Consider the following 15,633-nt stretch of genomic DNA (forward strand, 5'->3'; position numbering starts at 1 on the left):
GAGGAACACCCATGCTCGGCTTCACCCGCGTGCGTCGTCACACCCTTGCCGCTTCGGCCACCGCCGTCGCCCTCGCCGTCGTCCTGGCCGGCTGCTCCTCGGACGGTGACAGCAAGGACGCGGCGAAGGACACGGCGAAGAGCGGAGGCGCCTTCCCGGTCTCGATCAAGAGCTCGCTCGGCACCGCGAAGATCGAGGAGCAGCCGAAGCGCATCGTCACCCTCGGCCAGGGCTCCGCCGAGACCGCGATAGCCCTCGGCCAGACCCCGGTCGGCATCGAGAGCTACCCGTGGGGCAGCGACAAGTCCGGCTACCTCCCGTGGATCAACGAGGCCGTGAAGAAGTCCGGCGACAAGCTGCCCAAGCAGTTCGCGGGCGGCGAGGAGATCGACTTCGAGGCCATCACCGAGCTGGAGCCCGACGTCATCCTCGCCCCCTGGTCGGGCATCACGCAGAAGCAGTACGACGTCCTCAAGGACATCGCCCCCACGGTCGCCTACCCGGACCAGGCGTGGAGCACCGACTGGGACCAGCAGATCGACATCATCGGCCAGGCGCTCGGCCGGACCAAGGACACCGACGCCCTCAAGACGAAGATCGAGAAGCAGCTCGCCGACGCCGCGGCCACCCGGCCGAACTACAAGGACGTCACCTTCTCCTACATCTACAACTCCGGCCCCGGCACCCTCGGCGTCTTCAAGCCCGAGGAGCAGCGCGTCAAGATGGTCTCCTCGCTCGGCCTGAAGGTCGACCCGGTCGTCAACGGCTTCAAGGAGACCCCCGGCACCGACTCGGCCCTCATCGGCCTGGAGAACGCCGAGAAGCTGAAGGACAGCGACCTGATCTTCACGTTCTACACGGACGCGAAGAACCGCAAGGAGATCGAGGGCCAGAAGCTGTACGGCGCGATCCCCGCGATCAAGAAGGGCGCCGTCGTCGCGAGCAACGACAACTCCTTCGTCACCGCCTCCTCGATCATCAACCCGCTGACCGTGCCGTGGACGATCGAGCGCTACCTGCCGATCATCGACGAGGCCGTCAAGAAGGCCGGCAAGTAACCCCGGCCGGGTATCCGAACCGCCGAAGCCACCAGGCACACTTCACTCCCATGGCAACCACCACGGTCGCACCGCCGAGCGGCGCCGGTACCTCCCGTACCGGCGCCGCTCGGACGGCGTTCCTCCTGCTCGCGGCGGTCGCGGCGCTGGCCATCGCGCTCTGCGCGAGCGTCATGTTCGGCAGCCGCTCCACCTCGTTCGGCGATGTCCTCGGTGTGCTCGGAGGCAGCGCCGACGAGAACGTCACCGCGATCATCGAGAGCCGCTACCCCCGCACCGCCCTCGGCGTCCTCGCCGGACTCTGCCTCGCGGTCGCGGGCACCCTCATGCAGGGCGTCTCGCGCAACCCGCTGGCCGAACCGGGACTTCTCGGCATCAACGCGGGTGCCTCCGCGAGCATCGTCGCCGCGACCGCCTGGTTCGGCGCGTCGGGCGCCACCGACACCATGTGGTGGGCGCTGCCCGGCGCGCTGGTCGCCGGGGTGCTCGTCCACGTCATCGGCTCCGCCGGTACGGGCACGAGCGTGGTGCGCCTGGTGCTCGCAGGGGCCGTGCTCACCGCCGTACTGATGGCGTTCATCCAGGCGGTGACCCTCAGCAAGCCGCAGGTGTTCGACAGCTACCGCTACTGGGTCGTCGGCGCCCTCGGCGGCCGGGACTTCGACGTGTTCTGGTCCGTCCTGCCCTTCGCCGCCGTCGGGTTCCTCCTCGCGCTCGCCCTCGGCCCCGGCCTCAACGCCCTGGCCCTGGGCGACGCGACCGCCGTCGCCCTCGGCTCGAACCCGGCCCGCACCCGGGGCGGCGGGCTGCTCGCCGCCACCCTGCTCAGCGCCGCCGCGACCGCCGCCGTCGGCCCGATCGCCTTCGTCGGACTGGCCGTACCCCACGTCGTACGGGCCCTGGTCGGCGTCGACTTCCGGGTCCAGCTCGTCTTCTCCGCGCTGCTGGGGCCCACCCTGCTGCTCCTCGCCGACATCGTGGGCCGGGTCGTCATGCGCCCCACCGAACTCATGGTCGGCGTCGTCACCGCGTTCATCGGCGCACCCGCGCTGCTCATCGCCGTACGCAGGATGCGGGGCACCACATGACCGTCACCGAACCCCTTCGCGCGCCCGCCAAGGCTCCCCGCGGCTATCTGGTCATCGGCCGCACCGTGGCGGTCCCGATGCGCCGGGCCTCCGTCCTCGCGGGCGCCGGGCTCCTCGTCCTCCTCCTCGCCGCCGCCGTGGCCACGCTGACCTGGGGACGCCTCGGCCTCGACCTGGCCGACCTGCCCGCCGCCCTCCTCGGGGACGCCGAGGGCAAGGACCGCTTCGTCTTCAACCGGCTGCGCGGCCCCCGCCTCACCGTCGCCATCGGGGTCGGCGCCGCGCTCGGCCTCTCCGGCGCGCTCTTCCAGTCCGTCACCCGCAACCCGCTCGGCAGCCCCGACGTCATCGGCCTCTCCGCCGGGGCCGGTGCGGGCGCCGCGATCTGCGCGCTGATGTTCCCCGGCACCGTCCCGGTCGCCGTCGGCGCGCTCATCGGCGCGGTCGCCGCGATGGCCCTCGTGTACGTCTCCACCGGCACCGGCTTCCGCAACCCCGCCCGGCTCGTCATCGCCGGTATCGGGGTCGCCGCGATGGGCGCCGCCGTCACCCAGTACGTCGTCTACGCCCTGGAACGCGACAAGGCCTCCGTCCTCACCGCCTACGTCAACGGCAGCCTCACCGCCCGCTCCTGGACCGACGCCACCACCATCTGGCTCGTCCTGCTCGCCGCCGCCCCGCTGACCGCGCTGATCTCCCGGCGCCTCGACATCGGCGAGATGGGCGACGACATCGCCGAAGGTCTCGGCTCCGAACCGAGGAGGGCCAAGACCCTCGCCGTGGTCCTCGCCATCGCCCTCTCGGCGGCCGCCGTCAGCGTCTCGGGACCCATCGCCTTCATCGCCCTGACGGCCCCGCAGATCGCCAAGCGCCTCACCCGCGGATCCGGCCCCCACCTGCTGCTCTCCGGTCTCACCGGCGGGCTGCTGCTGGTCGCAGCCGACCTCTGCGCCCAGCAGCTGCCGCTCTTCGAGGACCTGCCGGTCGGGATCTACACCATGGCGATCGGCGGGGCGTACCTCGGCTATCTGCTGATACGCGAGTGGCGCCGGGGGGTGCTGTGACAGCCCGGCCCGGTCCGCGCCGCGAAGGCGCCGGGAACGATGACGACTGGTCACGTACAGGTTCGTCGACCATACTGCCCGCCGTGGAGCAGAGCATAGATTCGAACAAGAAGCCCGAGTTCGCCGCAGGCACCGACCCGGCGTTCATCCCCCTCCCCGGCCTGGCGGCGCCCGTCGCGACCGGGAAGACCGAAGCGGAACCGGAGGACGCCGTCCGGACGGACCCGGAACCCGACGGAGCGCCCGAAGCGGAGGCCGAAGAGGCTCGCGAGACCGAGAACGACGCTGCGGCCGACGCGGAAGCGGAAGCGGAGGTTCCCGAGGACGGCCCGGTCTTCGAGATCAGCGACCGCCGCGGTTCGATCCGGGTGGCCCGGGAAGGCATCCGGTTCACACTGGACGACCAGGAGGCCGACTTCGACTGGTCGGAGATCGGCGCGGTGGAGATGCACCCGGCCCGCTTCGGCCGCCGGTTCACCGTGACCGTGCACCTGTCGACCCGCCGCTGGTTCAACGCCGAGGTCGAGGCGGAGAGCCGTGCGCAGCTCAAGGCGTGGCCGGCCGAGCTGGACACCGTCCTGGACGCCTACTTCGAGGAGTCCTGAGCCGGCGGCCGCCGCGCCCCGGACACCGCTGACCGGCCCTCCCGGCGCCACGGCGTCCGGGGGCGCCGGGCGGTGTCCGGGGGCGGGCGGTGCCGGAGGGCGTGCGTGACCGCGTACGGGGCGGAGCCGCCCGTCACTCGCCGCGCGGGGAGTCCTTGCGGCCCCGGACACGCGTCACGACGTACCAGGTCACCGCCAGCACGGCCAGCGCGAGCACGACCTTCGACATGATGCCGACGTACGTCCCGACCACGTCCCAGCTGTCGCCCAGCCAGTAACCCGCCAGCACCAGCACGGTGTTCCACACCAGGCTGCCCGCCGTCGTCAGCCCGACGAACACCGGCAGCGGCATGCGCTCCACACCCGCGGGCACCGAGATCAGGCTCCGGAAGACCGGCACCATACGGCCCAGCAGGACCGCCTTGGTGCCGTGCCGGGCGAACCACTCCTCCGTACGCACCAGGTCGGCGGGCTTGACCAGCGGCAGCCTGGCCCACAGGGCGTGCATCCGCTCCCGCCCGAAGACGGCCCCGAGCCCGTACAGCGCCAGCGCCCCGACCACCGAGCCGAGCGTCGTCCAGAACAGTGCGGAGGCGAGGCTGAGCACGCCCTGCGAAGCGGCGAACCCGGTCAGCGGGAGGATGATCTCGCTCGGCAGCGGCGGGAACAGGTTCTCCAGCGCGATGGCGAAACCGGCACCCGGCCCGCCGAACGTCTCGACCAGGCCGGTGGCCCACCCTGCGATGCCGCCCTTCGGCTCCTCGGCGGCGACGGGCAGTGCGAGGTGCATGAAGGCTCTCCGGCGTGGGGGTGTCGGGTGAGTGGAGGGAAGTTGACCGCCTCCTGCCCTCCATCCTCCCTCAGCCCTGGTCCAGCACCACCGACCGGGTCAGATGGCGGGGCGCGTCCGGGTCGAGGCCCAGCGCCGCCGCCCGGGCGACCGCCAGGCGCTGTACGCGTACGAGGTCGGCCAGCGGGTCGAGTCCGCCCTGCACCCACTGGGCGCCCGTGGCCCGCACCTGCTCCGCCAGACCTTCGGGGGCGGCGCCGAACATCCAGGTCGCGGTGCCGGACGTGGAGATGCTGACGGGCCCGTGGCGGTACTCCATCGCCGGGTAGGACTCCGTCCAGGCCAGCGCCGCCTCCTTCATCTTCAGCGCCGCCTCATGGGCCAGGCCGACCGTCCACCCCCGGCCGAGGAAGGAGAACTGGGTCCGCTCCAGCAGCCCTTCGGGCAGCGGCTCGGCGAGCGCCGTCTCCACGTCCCGTACCGCCTCCTCGGTGTGCAGGCCGAGGTGGGCGCGGAGCAGGGTCAGCGCGGACGTGGCGAACCGGGTCTGCACGACGGACCGTTCGTCGGCGAAGTCCAGCACGACGAGACCGTCGGCGGCCTCCCGTACGGGCGTGTGCGGATCGGCGGTGACCGCCACCGTACGGGAGGCCGGGCGCACCCGGCCCAGCAGCTCCAGCACCTCGGTCGTGGTCCCCGAGCGGGTCAGCGCGACGACCCGGTCGTACGTGCGCCCGTACGGGAACTCGGAGGCGGCGAAGGCGTCCGACTCGCCCTGGCCCGAGCCCTCGCGGAGCGCCGCGTAGGCCTGCGCCATGTAGAAGGAGGTGCCGCAGCCGACGACGGCGATCCGCTCACCGGCGGCGGGCAGGACGGCCCGGTGGCCGTCGGCCAGTGCTGCTGCGCGGCGCCAGCAGGCGGGCTGACTGGCGATCTCGGTCTCGGCGTACGACACGTCTGCACTCCACGGGACGAGGGGCGGATGGGGCCTCGATGTAGAATCCTGCACGTTACATGCGGTTATTGAGCAAGAACAAGCATGGTGCGCGGGGTGCGGAGTCGAACGCCCGGCTCCTGTGCGACGCTTGCGGCGGTCCGGCCACCGGCGACCGCGTTCCCGGGAAGCGCGGAGCGCGGCACCGGACGGTGAAGGAGACGCACGTGGCCAGGGACGCCCGGTGGGACGCGCTGCTGGAACTGGTCGGCAAGCACGGCAGGGTGGAGGTCGAGGAGGCGGCGGCCGCACTCGACGTGTCGGCCGCGACCATCCGCCGCGACCTCGACCAGCTGGCCGAACAGCACCTGCTCACCCGCACCCGGGGCGGAGCCGTCGCGCACGGCGTCTCCTACGAGCTGGCGCTCCGCTACAAGACCGGCCGCCACGCCCCCGAGAAGCAGGCCATCGGCCGCGCGGTCTCCGGGCTGGTCGCCGTCGGCGAGGTGGTCGGCCTGACCGGCGGTACGACGGTGACCGAGGTGGCCCGCGCACTGGCGGTCCGCCCCGACATCGTCGGCGAGACCACGGTGGCGGGCGGACAGCCGACGCTCACCGTCGTGACCAACGCGCTCAACATCGCGAGCGAGCTGGCGATCCGGCCGCAGATCAAGATGGTCGTCACCGGCGGCGTCGCCAGGCCGCAGTCGTACGAACTGACCGGACCTCTGGCCGTCGGCGTGATGAACGAGATCACCCTCGACGTCGCCGTCCTCGGCGTGAACGCCATCGACATCGAACGCGGCGCCTACGTCCACCACGAGGGCGAGGCCAGCGTCAACCGGCTTCTGGCGGAACGGGCCCAGCGGGTGGTGGTCGCCGCCGACTCCTCGAAGATCGGCAAGCGGGCCTTCGCCCGGGTCTGCGACCTCGGCCTGGTCGATGTGCTGGTGACGGACGCGCACATCACGGCGGAGGCGAAGGACCGGTTCGGCGAGGCGGGCGTCCAGGTCATCACGGTGTGAGGGCTCAGGAGCGGTGTGAGAGCCCGGTGTGCGTGACTCGATCCGGCCGTTCGCCGTGTCGTTGGTACGCCGAACGGGTGAGGGACGAGAGGATTGGCCGATGAACAGTGAGCGCAGCCGGCGCGCAGGCGACCGGCTTGACGACGGGGTGGCCCTGTGAGCAGGTACGACAGGTACGACAGATATGACGCCACCGACGAACAGTGGGAGGGGCTGGCCCAGGTCGTACCCCTGCGCGGCCGCGACGAGTGGCCCTCCCGGATCGACCACCGCACGGTCCCGGACGAGCGGGTGGCCGAACAGCGCCGCCTGGTCGTGCTGCGGGTGCAGGTCTTCGCGGACGCCCGCGAGGTCGCGGAGTACCTGGTCGCCCAGGTCCCGGTGCTGCTGGACCTGACGGCGGCGGAGACGGACGTGGCCAAGCGCATCCTCGACTTCAGCAGCGGCGTGGTCTTCGGGCTCGGCAGCGGTATGCACCGCGTGGACCGGAACGTCTTCCTGCTCGCCCCGGAGGGCATGGAGGTCGAAGGCGTCACACCGGCCGGGCTCGCCCAGTCGTAGGACCCCCCTCTTCCCGTCCCCCTCACCGGCCTCGCCGCCCGGACGCCTCTCGTGGGCGTCCGGGCGGCGGCGTCCGGGAGCGGCGGTGTCCGAGGGCGGTGGTAGACCTGGGGCCGTGACAGAACCAGATGTGGCAGAACTCCAGCGCCGACTGGCCGCGTTCGCGGCGGCCCGGGACTGGGGGCAGTACCACACCCCGAAGAACCTGGCCTCCGCCCTCAGCGTCGAGGCCTCCGAACTGGTCGAGATCTTCCAGTGGCTGACGCCCGAACAGTCCGCCCGGATCATGGACGAGCCCGAAGCCGCCCATCGCGTGGCCGACGAGGTCGCCGACGTGCTCGCCTACCTCCTCCAGTTCTGCGAGGTGCTGGGCATCGACCCGCTGCGGGCGCTGGCGGCCAAGATGGACCGGAACGAGAAGCGCTTCCCCGTCCCGAACCCGCTGGAACCCCAGGATCGTCACTCTTCGGAGTGATCGAGTTATCCACAATCGATTTTGTGTCCACAGATTTCCGATTTCCTCTGGCCTTACGGTGCCATCTACCTCACTGTGGGTAATGAAAGAGGTGAGCGGGTTTTCGTGACGACGGGGGAGACACATGGAAGCGGAGCGACTCATCGAGTCGGGGCGGCGGGCGCTGGCGGAGAGCCGGGGCGCGCTGGACGTGATGGCGGAGGCCTGGCAGGCGCAGGCCCTCGCGCGGACGGTCGGCAGCAGGCTGGCGCTGTTCGGCCCGATGGAGTTACGGGGCGAGGCGCGGGCCCTCGGTGAGATCGGCGTCGGGTGCGCGCCGCCGGACCACCCGGCGGTCCTCTCCCGGGGCACACGGGCCGCGCAGCTCTCCGGGATCGCCGATGTGCGGGCGGCCCTGACGAGCCTGGCGCTGCTCCTGGGAGAGGCCGGGATAGCGCTGGTCTCGGTGGCCTGCGACACGGGGGAGGACGGGCTCTACTGGCAGTGCATCGAAGCCATGGACGCCGCCGATGAGTCGCTGGACCGGGTGCACGGGCTGCTGAGACGGCTGGGGGAGCGGGAGAGGGAGCGCGACGGCCCCTACGGCGGGATACGCGGCCCGGCCCCCTCGGCGGCGGGGCCCTGAGGAAGAGGAGCCGCAGAAGGGGCAGGATGGGTGCATGGATCTTCGAATCTTCACCGAGCCCCAGCAAGGGGCCGGCTACGACACCCTGCTCACCGTCGCCAAGGCCACCGAGGACCTCGGCTTCGACGCCTTCTACCGCTCGGACCACTATCTCCGCATGGGCTCCGGCGACGGCCTGCCCGGACCGACCGACGCCTGGATCACCCTGGCCGGCCTCGCCCGCGAGACCAAGCGGATCCGGCTCGGCACGCTGATGACGGCAGGCACGTTCCGGCTGCCCGGCGTGCTCGCCATCCAGGTGGCCCAGGTCGACCAGATGTCCGGCGGCCGGGTCGAACTGGGCCTGGGCGCGGGCTGGTTCGAGGAGGAGCACAAGGCCTACGGCATCCCGTTCCCCAAGGAGAAGTTCGGCCGGCTGGAGGAGCAGCTGGCCATCGTCACCGGTCTGTGGGCGACCGAGGTCGGCAAGACCTTCAGCTACGACGGCACCTATTACCAGCTCACCGACTCGCCCGCGCTGCCGAAGCCGGCCCAGGCCAAGGTGCCCGTCCTGATCGGCGGCCACGGCGCGACCCGCACCCCGCGCCTCGCCGCGCAGTACGCGGACGAGTTCAACATCCCCTTCGCCTCCCTGGAGGACAGCGAGAAGCAGTTCGGCCGGGTCCGGGCGGCGGCGAAGGCGTTCGGGCGCGACCCGGACGACCTGGTGTACTCCAACGCCCTGGTCGTCTGCACCGGCAAGGACGACGCCGAGGTGGCCCGACGGGCGGCGGCCATCGGCCGGGACGTGGAGGAGCTGAAGGCCAACGGGCTGGCGGGCTCGCCCGCAGAGGTGGTCGACAAGATCGGCCGGTACGCGGCGATCGGCTCGTCCCGGATCTACCTCCAGGTCCTGGACCTGGCCGACCTGGACCATCTGGAGCTGATCTCCTCGCAGATCCAGTCCCAGCTGAACTGACCCGCGCCTCCCAACAGGAGACGGATGAGGAGGAGGTGGTCGTGAACTCCGGCCGTACGCTCGCCGAAGCACTGGCGGAAGGGCCCGTCCTGCTGGACGGCGGGCTCTCCAACCAGCTGGAGGCACAGGGGTGCGACCTCTCCGACGCACTCTGGTCGGCCCGGCTGCTGGCCGACGCGCCGGAGCAGATCGAGGCCGCCCACCTGGCGTATCTGCGTGCCGGAGCGCAGGTGCTCATCACCGCCAGCTACCAGGCCACGTTCGAAGGGTTCGCGCGCCACGGGATCGGTCCCGGGCGGACCGGGGCGCTGCTCGCCCGCAGCGTGGAGCTGGCCCGGCGGGCGGCCGGAGCGGCCCGCCGGGCCGACCCGGGGCGGGAGGTCTGGGTCGCCGCCTCGGTCGGCCCGTACGGGGCGATGCTCGCGGACGGCAGTGAGTACCGGGGGCGGTACGGGCTCACGGTCCCGGAGCTGGAGCGCTTCCACCGCCCCCGGGTGGCGGCGCTCGCCGAGGCGGGGCCCGACGTCCTGGCGCTGGAGACGGTGCCGGACGCGGACGAGGCCGAGGCGGTGGTGCGGGTGGCCGAGGAGACCGGGCTGCCGCTCTGGCTCTCGTACAGCGTGGCGGGCGGCCGGACCCGGGCCGGGCAGCCGTTGGAGGAGGCGTTCGCGGTGGCCGCCGGGCGGGAGGCGGTGGTGGCCGTCGGGGTCAACTGCTGCGACCCCGACGAGGCGGAGGAGGCGGTGCGGGTGGCGGTGGAGGTCACGGGCAAGCCGGCCGTGGTCTACCCGAACAGCGGGGAGGGCTGGGACGCCGAGGGGAGGGGGTGGACCGGGGCGGGCACCTTCGACCCGGGGCGGGTGCGGGCCTGGACGGGGGCCGGGGCGCGGCTCGTCGGCGGCTGCTGCCGGGTGGGCCCGGACCGGATCGAGGAGCTGGCGGGGCTGCTGGAGCGCTGAGCCGAGGAGTCGGCAGGCCGCTGCCGCAGGGGAGAAAATGCCTGGTGGGACGCGGGGGTGACGACCATACTCGGACAGGTGTTCCTGACGATCAGTACGACCGGCACCCCTGAACGCCCCGCCACGGACCTCGGCTTCCTGCTGCACAAGCATCCCGACCGGGCGCAGGCGTTCTCCACCTCGCACGGCACCGCGCACGTCTTCTACCCCGAGGCGTCCGCCGAGCGCTGCACGGCCGCCCTCCTGCTGGAGGTGGATCCGGTGGCGCTGGTGCGGCGCGGCAAGGGCAAGGGCCGGGGCGGTGCGCCCGACGCGACGCTCGCGCAGTACGTCAACGACCGCCCCTATGCGGCCTCCTCGCTGCTCTCGGTCGCCCTCGCCACAGTGTTCAAGTCCGCGCTGGGCGGAGTCTGCCGGGCCCTGCCCGAGCGGGCCGGGGCCCCGCTGCCGCTGCGGATCGAGGTGCCCGCGCTGCCCGCCCGGGGCGGTGCGGAGCTGGTGCGCAAGCTGTTCGTGCCGCTCGGCTGGGAGCGGGTCGAGGTGACGGAGGTGGCGCTGGACGAGCAGTTCCCCGCCTGGGGCGCGTCACGCTACGTACGCCTGGTGCTGGAAGGGGAGTTGCGGCTCGCCGACGCCCTGCGCCAGCTCTACATCCTGCTCCCGGTCCTCGACGACGCCAAGCACTACTGGGTCGCGCCCGACGAGGTGGACAAGCTGCTGCGGGCCGGTGAGGGCTGGCTGGCCGACCACCCCGAGCGCCCCCTCATCACCCGGCGCTACCTCTCCCACCGCTGGGGCCTTACCCGCCAGGCCGACCAGGCCCTGGAGCTGATCCGCCTCGCGGAGTCCGACGACCTCGATGTGGGGAGCGTCGACAACGCGGTGGACGAGAGCACCGACACCGAGGAGAAGCCGGTCCCGCTCGCCGAGCACCGGCGCACCGCGATCCTCGAAGCGCTGCACGGAGCCGGTGCCCACCGGGTCCTCGACCTGGGGTGCGGCCAGGGGCAGTTGGTGCAGGCGCTCCTCAAGGACGTGCGGTTCACCGAGATCGTCGGCGTCGACGTGTCGATGCGCGCCCTCACCATCGCCTCACGCCGCCTGAAGCTGGACCGGATGGGGGAGCGGCAGGCGGACCGGGTCACCCTCCGGCAGGGCTCCCTCACCTACACCGACAAGCGGCTCAAGGGGTACGACGCCGCCGTGCTCAGCGAGGTCGTCGAGCATGTGGACCTGGACCGGCTGCCCGCCCTGGAGTACGCGGTCTTCGGCTCGGCGCGCCCGCGCACGGTCCTCGTGACCACGCCGAACGTGGAGTACAACGTCCGCTGGGAGACCCTCCCGGCCGGGCACGTGCGCCACGGGGACCATCGCTTCGAGTGGACCCGGGCCGAATTCCGCGCATGGGCCGGGAAGGTCGCCGAGCGCCACGGGTACACCGTCGCCCACCTGCCCGTCGGCCCGGACGACCCCGAGGTCGGCCCGCCCACCCAGCTGGCCGTCTTCACCCTGACCGACACCGCGACCGACAAGAACAACGAGAAGAAGAAGGAGGCGGCAGCCGCATGACGAACGACAACAGCAGAAACGACGACAGCACGAGCACCGACACCACCGGCACCGGCGGCGCCTCCCGCACCCTGCCGGTGACCGACCTCTCCCTCGTCGTCCTCATCGGCGCCAGCGGATCGGGCAAGTCCACCTTCGCCCGCAAGCACTTCAAGCCCACCGAGATCGTCTCCTCGGACGTCTGCCGGGGCCTCGTCGCCGACGACGAGAACGACCAGAGCGCCAGCGGCGACGCCTTCGACGTGCTCCACTACATCGCCGGCAAGCGCCTGGCCGCCGGACGGCTCACCGTCGTCGACGCCACCAGCGTCCAGTCCGAGAGCCGCAAGCAGCTCGTCCGGCTCGCCCGTGAGCACGACGTGCTGCCCATCGCCATCGTGCTGGACCTCCCCGAAGAGGTCTGCGCCCGGCGCAACGCCGCCCGCCCCGACCGCGCGTCCATGCCCCGCCACGTCATCCAGCGCCACCGCCGCGAGCTGCGCCGCTCGCTGCGCGGCCTGGAGCGCGAGGGCTTCCGCAAGGTGCACATCCTGCGCACCGAGGAGGAGGCCGAGAGCGCCGAAGTGGTCCTGGAGCGCCGGTACAACGACCTGCGCCACCTCACCGGCCCCTTCGACATCATCGGCGACATCCACGGCTGCCGCTCCGAGCTGGACACCCTGCTCGGCAAGCTCGGTTACGTGGACGGCGCCCACCCCGAAGGGCGTACGGCCGTCTTCGTCGGCGACCTCGTCGACCGGGGACCCGACAGCCCGGGGGTGCTGCGCCGCGTCATGTCCATGGTCGCGTCGGGCAACGCCCTCTGCGTGCCGGGCAACCACGAGAACAAGCTCGGCCGCTATCTGGCGGGCCGCAAGGTCCAGCAGACCCACGGCCTCGCCGAGACGGTCGGACAGCTGGAGCGCGAGGACGCCGAGCACCCCGAGTTCCGGCAGCAGGTACGGGAGTTCATCGACGGCCTGGTCAGCCACTACGTGCTGGACGGCGGCAACCTGGTGGTCTGTCACGCCGGGCTGCCCGAGAAGTACCACGGCCGCACTTCGGGCCGGGTCCGCTCGCACGCGCTGTACGGGGACACCACCGGCGAGACCGACGAGTTCGGCCTGCCCGTGCGCTACCCGTGGGCCGAGGAGTACCGGGGCCGCGCCGCCGTGGTCTACGGCCACACGCCCGTGCCCGCCACCTCCTGGATCAACAACACCATCTGCCTGGACACCGGTGTCGTCTTCGGCGGGAAGATGACCGCGCTGCGCTGGCCGGAGCGCGAACTCGTCGACGTACCGGCCGAGAAGGTCTGGTACGAGCCCACCAGGCCGCTGGCCACCGAGGCGCCCGGAGGCCGGGAGGGCAGGCCGCTGGACCTCGCCGATGTGCAGGGCCGCCGCGTCGTGGAGACCCGGCACATGGGCCGGATCGCCGTGCGCGAGGAGAACGCGGCGGCCGCGCTCGAAGTGATGAGCCGGTTCGCCGTCGACCCGCAGCTCCTCGCCTACCTCCCGCCGACCATGGCGCCCACCGCCACCTCCAAGGAGGAAGGCTTTCTGGAGCACCCGGCCGAGGCGTTCGCGCAGTACCACGCGGACGGCGTGGGGCGGGTCGTGTGCGAGGAGAAGCACATGGGCTCCCGGGCCGTCGCCCTGGTCTGCAAGGACGCGGCCGCCGCCACCGCCCGCTTCGGCACGGACGGCCCGACCGGCGCCCTCCACACCCGCACCGGTCGCCCCTTCCTCGACGACCGGGCGCTCACCGAAGAGGTCCTCGGCCGGCTGCGTACGGCCGTCACCGCGGCCGGGCTCTGGGAGGAGTGGGACACCGACTGGGTGCTCCTGGACGCCGAGCTGATGCCGTGGTCGCTCAAGGCCGGCGGACTGCTGCGCTCGCAGTACGCCGCCGTCGGCGCGGCCTCCGGCGCGGTGTTCCCCTCCGCCCTCGCCGCCCTGGAGACGGCCGCCGCCCGTGGCGTCGACATCGGCGACCTCGCCGCGCGGCAGCACGGCCGGGCGGAGGACGCGGCCGCGTTCACCGAGGCGTACCGGCGCTACTGCTGGACGACCGAGGGGCTGGAGGGGATGCGGATCGCCCCGTTCCAGATCCTCGCCGTCCAGGGCCGCTCGCTCGCCGCCGTCCCCCACGACGAGCAGCTGGCCTGGCTGGACCGGCTCGTGGAGCACGACCCGACCGGGCTGCTCCAGGCCACCCGCCGACTTGTCGTGGACCCCGCCGACGAGGCGTCCGTCCGCGCGGGCACCGACTGGTGGCTGGAGATGACCGGGCGCGGCGGCGAGGGCATGGTCGTCAAGCCGCTCGGCGCCCTGGTCAGGGACCTCAAGGGCCGCCTGGTGCAGCCGGGCATCAAGGTGCGCGGCCGGGAGTATCTGCGCATCATCTACGGCCCCGAGTACACCCGCCCGGAGAACCTGGAGCGCCTGCGCTCCCGCTTCCTCGGCCACAAGCGCTCGCTCGCGCTGCGGGAGTACGCGCTCGGCCTGGAGGCGCTGGACCGGCTGGCGGACGGCGAGCCGCTGTGGCGGGTCCACGAGGCGGTCTTCGCCGTCCTGGCCCTGGAGTCGGAGCCGGTGGACCCCCGGCTCTGACCCCCGGGGCAACCCATGGGCGATTCGCGGGGTGAACGGTGCTCCGCCCGGTGAGGATGAAGGCATGGGATTCCATGTCGACTCCGAAGCCGGGCGGCTGCGCCGCGTCATACTGCACCGCCCCGATCTGGAACTGAAGCGGCTGACCCCCCGCAACAAGGACGCGCTCCTCTTCGACGACGTGCTCTGGGTGCGGCGGGCCCGGCAGGAGCACGACGGGTTCGCCGACGTCCTGCGCGACCGGGGCGTGGAGGTGCACCTCTTCGGCGACCTCCTCCAGGAGTCCCTGGACATCCCCGTGGCGCGCAGGCTCGTCCTGGACCGGGTCTTCGACGAGAAGGAGTACGGGCCGCTCGCCACCGAGCACCTGCGCGCCGCCTTCGAGGAGCTGCCGTCGGCCGAGCTGGCGGAGGCGCTGGTCGGCGGGATGACCAAGCGCGAGTTCCTGGAGCGGCACAGCGAGCCGACCTCCGTCCGCTTCCATGTGATGGACCTGGACGACTTCCTGCTCGGCCCGCTGCCCAACCACCTCTTCACCCGGGACACCTCGGCCTGGATCTACGACGGGGTCTCCATCAACGCGATGCGCTGGCCCGCCCGGCAGCGCGAGACCGTCCACTTCGAGGCGATCTACCGCCACCACCCGCTCTTCACCGGACCGGACGCGGGCGTCTTCCACCACTGGTCGGAGGGGCAGGACGACTACCCCTCCACGATCGAGGGCGGTGACGTCCTGGTCATCGGGCAGGGGGCGGTCCTGATCGGGATGAGTGAGCGCACCACCCCGCAGGCGGTGGAGATGCTGGCCCGCGGCCTCTTCGACGCCGGTTCGGCCCGCACGATCGTGGCCCTCGACATGCCCAAGGCCCGCGCGTTCATGCACCTGGACACGGTGATGACGATGGTCGACGGCGACACGTTCACCCAGTACGCCGGCCTCGGCATGCTCCGCTCGTACACGATCGAGCCGGGCAGCGGCCCCCGCGAGCTGAAGGTCACCGACCACCCGCCCGAGCACATGCACCGGGCCATCGCCGCCGCCCTCGGCCTCGACTCGATCCGGGTGCTCACCGCCACCCAGGACGTGCACGCGGCCGAGCGCGAGCAGTGGGACGACGGCTGCAACGTCCTGGCGGTGGAGCCGGGCGTCGTCGTCGCGTACGAGCGGAACGCGACCACCAACACCTATCTGCGCAAGGAGGGCATCGAGGTCATCGAGATCCGGGGCAGCGAGCTGGGCCGGGGGAGGGGCGGACCGCGCTGCATGAGCTGCCCGGTGGTGCGGGACCCTGTGTAGTACCAGCGCTTTCGGGACAGGGACCAGCGGT

Annotated in this window: 15 protein-coding genes; 13 read left to right on the plus strand and 2 right to left on the minus strand. The window is 72.2% G+C overall.

Features of this window, described 5'->3' with window-relative positions:
- Window positions 1-11 precede the first annotated feature (11 nt).
- The 4 genes from GTY67_RS27950 to GTY67_RS27965 all read left to right on the plus strand — a co-directional run bounded on the left by GTY67_RS27950 (window position 12) and on the right by GTY67_RS27965 (window position 3,815).
- The gene (locus GTY67_RS27950) at window positions 12-1,058 is read left to right on the plus strand and encodes an iron-siderophore ABC transporter substrate-binding protein (protein ID WP_161280700.1); all 1,047 of its coding nucleotides are present in this window, start codon (window positions 12-14) and stop codon (window positions 1,056-1,058) included.
- Between the two features lie 50 nt (window positions 1,059-1,108).
- On the plus strand, window positions 1,109-2,146 hold the full coding sequence (locus tag GTY67_RS27955; RefSeq protein WP_161280702.1) for an iron ABC transporter permease: 1,038 nt from the start codon (window positions 1,109-1,111) through the stop codon (window positions 2,144-2,146).
- Entirely contained in the window at window positions 2,143-3,210 is a 1,068-nt protein-coding gene (locus GTY67_RS27960; protein WP_161280704.1) for an iron chelate uptake ABC transporter family permease subunit, read from the plus strand. Before GTY67_RS27955 ends, GTY67_RS27960 begins: the two co-directional genes overlap by 4 nt.
- A gap of 83 nt (window positions 3,211-3,293) precedes the next feature.
- On the plus strand, window positions 3,294-3,815 hold the full coding sequence (locus tag GTY67_RS27965) for a hypothetical protein (RefSeq protein WP_161280706.1): 522 nt from the start codon (window positions 3,294-3,296) through the stop codon (window positions 3,813-3,815).
- A 133-nt stretch (window positions 3,816-3,948) separates the two neighbouring features.
- Here GTY67_RS27965 and GTY67_RS27970 read toward each other — a convergent pair whose 3' ends face one another.
- Together GTY67_RS27970 and GTY67_RS27975 are read right to left on the minus strand one after the other, a co-directional pair.
- The gene (locus GTY67_RS27970) at window positions 3,949-4,605 is read right to left on the minus strand and encodes a DedA family protein (RefSeq protein WP_093686219.1); all 657 of its coding nucleotides are present in this window, start codon (window positions 4,603-4,605) and stop codon (window positions 3,949-3,951) included.
- A 70-nt stretch (window positions 4,606-4,675) separates the two neighbouring features.
- Window positions 4,676-5,560 (minus strand): sugar isomerase, encoded by an 885-nt coding sequence (locus GTY67_RS27975; RefSeq protein WP_161280708.1) that lies wholly within the window; start codon window positions 5,558-5,560, stop codon window positions 4,676-4,678.
- Window positions 5,561-5,766: 206 nt separating this feature from the next.
- Here GTY67_RS27975 and GTY67_RS27980 point away from each other — a divergent pair, with 206 nt between their 5' ends.
- The 9 genes from GTY67_RS27980 to GTY67_RS28020 all read left to right on the plus strand — a co-directional run bounded on the left by GTY67_RS27980 (window position 5,767) and on the right by GTY67_RS28020 (window position 15,602).
- The gene (locus GTY67_RS27980; RefSeq protein ID WP_093686217.1) at window positions 5,767-6,564 is read left to right on the plus strand and encodes a DeoR/GlpR family DNA-binding transcription regulator; all 798 of its coding nucleotides are present in this window, start codon (window positions 5,767-5,769) and stop codon (window positions 6,562-6,564) included.
- 156 nt (window positions 6,565-6,720) lie between these two features.
- Window positions 6,721-7,125: a cell division protein SepF gene (locus tag GTY67_RS27985; protein WP_030572629.1), complete on the plus strand. Its 405-nt coding sequence runs from the start codon at window positions 6,721-6,723 to the stop codon at window positions 7,123-7,125.
- A gap of 115 nt (window positions 7,126-7,240) precedes the next feature.
- Window positions 7,241-7,600 (plus strand): nucleotide pyrophosphohydrolase, encoded by a 360-nt coding sequence (locus GTY67_RS27990; RefSeq protein WP_093686216.1) that lies wholly within the window; start codon window positions 7,241-7,243, stop codon window positions 7,598-7,600.
- Window positions 7,601-7,724: 124 nt separating this feature from the next.
- Window positions 7,725-8,225, plus strand: coding sequence for a DUF6099 family protein (locus GTY67_RS27995; RefSeq protein WP_093686215.1), 501 nt, complete (start codon window positions 7,725-7,727; stop codon window positions 8,223-8,225).
- Window positions 8,226-8,259: 34 nt separating this feature from the next.
- Window positions 8,260-9,183, plus strand: a complete 924-nt coding sequence (locus GTY67_RS28000) for an LLM class F420-dependent oxidoreductase (RefSeq protein WP_093686214.1) — start codon at window positions 8,260-8,262, stop codon at window positions 9,181-9,183.
- A 41-nt stretch (window positions 9,184-9,224) separates the two neighbouring features.
- Window positions 9,225-10,142 (plus strand): homocysteine S-methyltransferase, encoded by a 918-nt coding sequence (gene mmuM / locus GTY67_RS28005; protein ID WP_161280710.1) that lies wholly within the window; start codon window positions 9,225-9,227, stop codon window positions 10,140-10,142.
- Between the two features lie 78 nt (window positions 10,143-10,220).
- Entirely contained in the window at window positions 10,221-11,711 is a 1,491-nt protein-coding gene (locus tag GTY67_RS28010; protein WP_161281622.1) for a 3' terminal RNA ribose 2'-O-methyltransferase Hen1, read from the plus strand.
- On the plus strand, window positions 11,708-14,305 hold the full coding sequence (locus tag GTY67_RS28015) for a polynucleotide kinase-phosphatase (protein WP_161280712.1): 2,598 nt from the start codon (window positions 11,708-11,710) through the stop codon (window positions 14,303-14,305). Before GTY67_RS28010 ends, GTY67_RS28015 begins: the two co-directional genes overlap by 4 nt.
- A gap of 64 nt (window positions 14,306-14,369) precedes the next feature.
- Window positions 14,370-15,602, plus strand: a complete 1,233-nt coding sequence (locus GTY67_RS28020) for an arginine deiminase (protein WP_093686212.1) — start codon at window positions 14,370-14,372, stop codon at window positions 15,600-15,602.
- Window positions 15,603-15,633: the final 31 nt, after the last annotated feature.

It is taken from the genome of Streptomyces sp. SID8374 (genome assembly GCF_009865135.1).
Taxonomy (GTDB): domain Bacteria; phylum Actinomycetota; class Actinomycetes; order Streptomycetales; family Streptomycetaceae; genus Streptomyces.

Excerpts from the sequence above, each read along its gene's own strand:
- GTY67_RS27950 (WP_161280700.1), top strand. The coding sequence starts at position 12 with ATGCTCGGCTTCACCCGCGTGCGTCGTCACACCCTTGCCGCTTCGGCC.
- GTY67_RS27955 (WP_161280702.1), top strand. The coding sequence starts at position 1,109 with ATGGCAACCACCACGGTCGCACCGCCGAGCGGCGCCGGTACCTCCCGT.
- GTY67_RS27960 (WP_161280704.1), top strand. The coding sequence starts at position 2,143 with ATGACCGTCACCGAACCCCTTCGCGCGCCCGCCAAGGCTCCCCGCGGC.
- GTY67_RS27970 (WP_093686219.1), bottom strand. The coding sequence starts at position 4,605 with ATGCACCTCGCACTGCCCGTCGCCGCCGAGGAGCCGAAGGGCGGCATC.
- GTY67_RS27995 (WP_093686215.1), top strand. The coding sequence starts at position 7,725 with ATGGAAGCGGAGCGACTCATCGAGTCGGGGCGGCGGGCGCTGGCGGAG.
- GTY67_RS28000 (WP_093686214.1), top strand. The coding sequence starts at position 8,260 with ATGGATCTTCGAATCTTCACCGAGCCCCAGCAAGGGGCCGGCTACGAC.
- GTY67_RS28015 (WP_161280712.1), top strand. The coding sequence starts at position 11,708 with ATGACGAACGACAACAGCAGAAACGACGACAGCACGAGCACCGACACC.
- GTY67_RS28020 (WP_093686212.1), top strand. The coding sequence starts at position 14,370 with ATGGGATTCCATGTCGACTCCGAAGCCGGGCGGCTGCGCCGCGTCATA.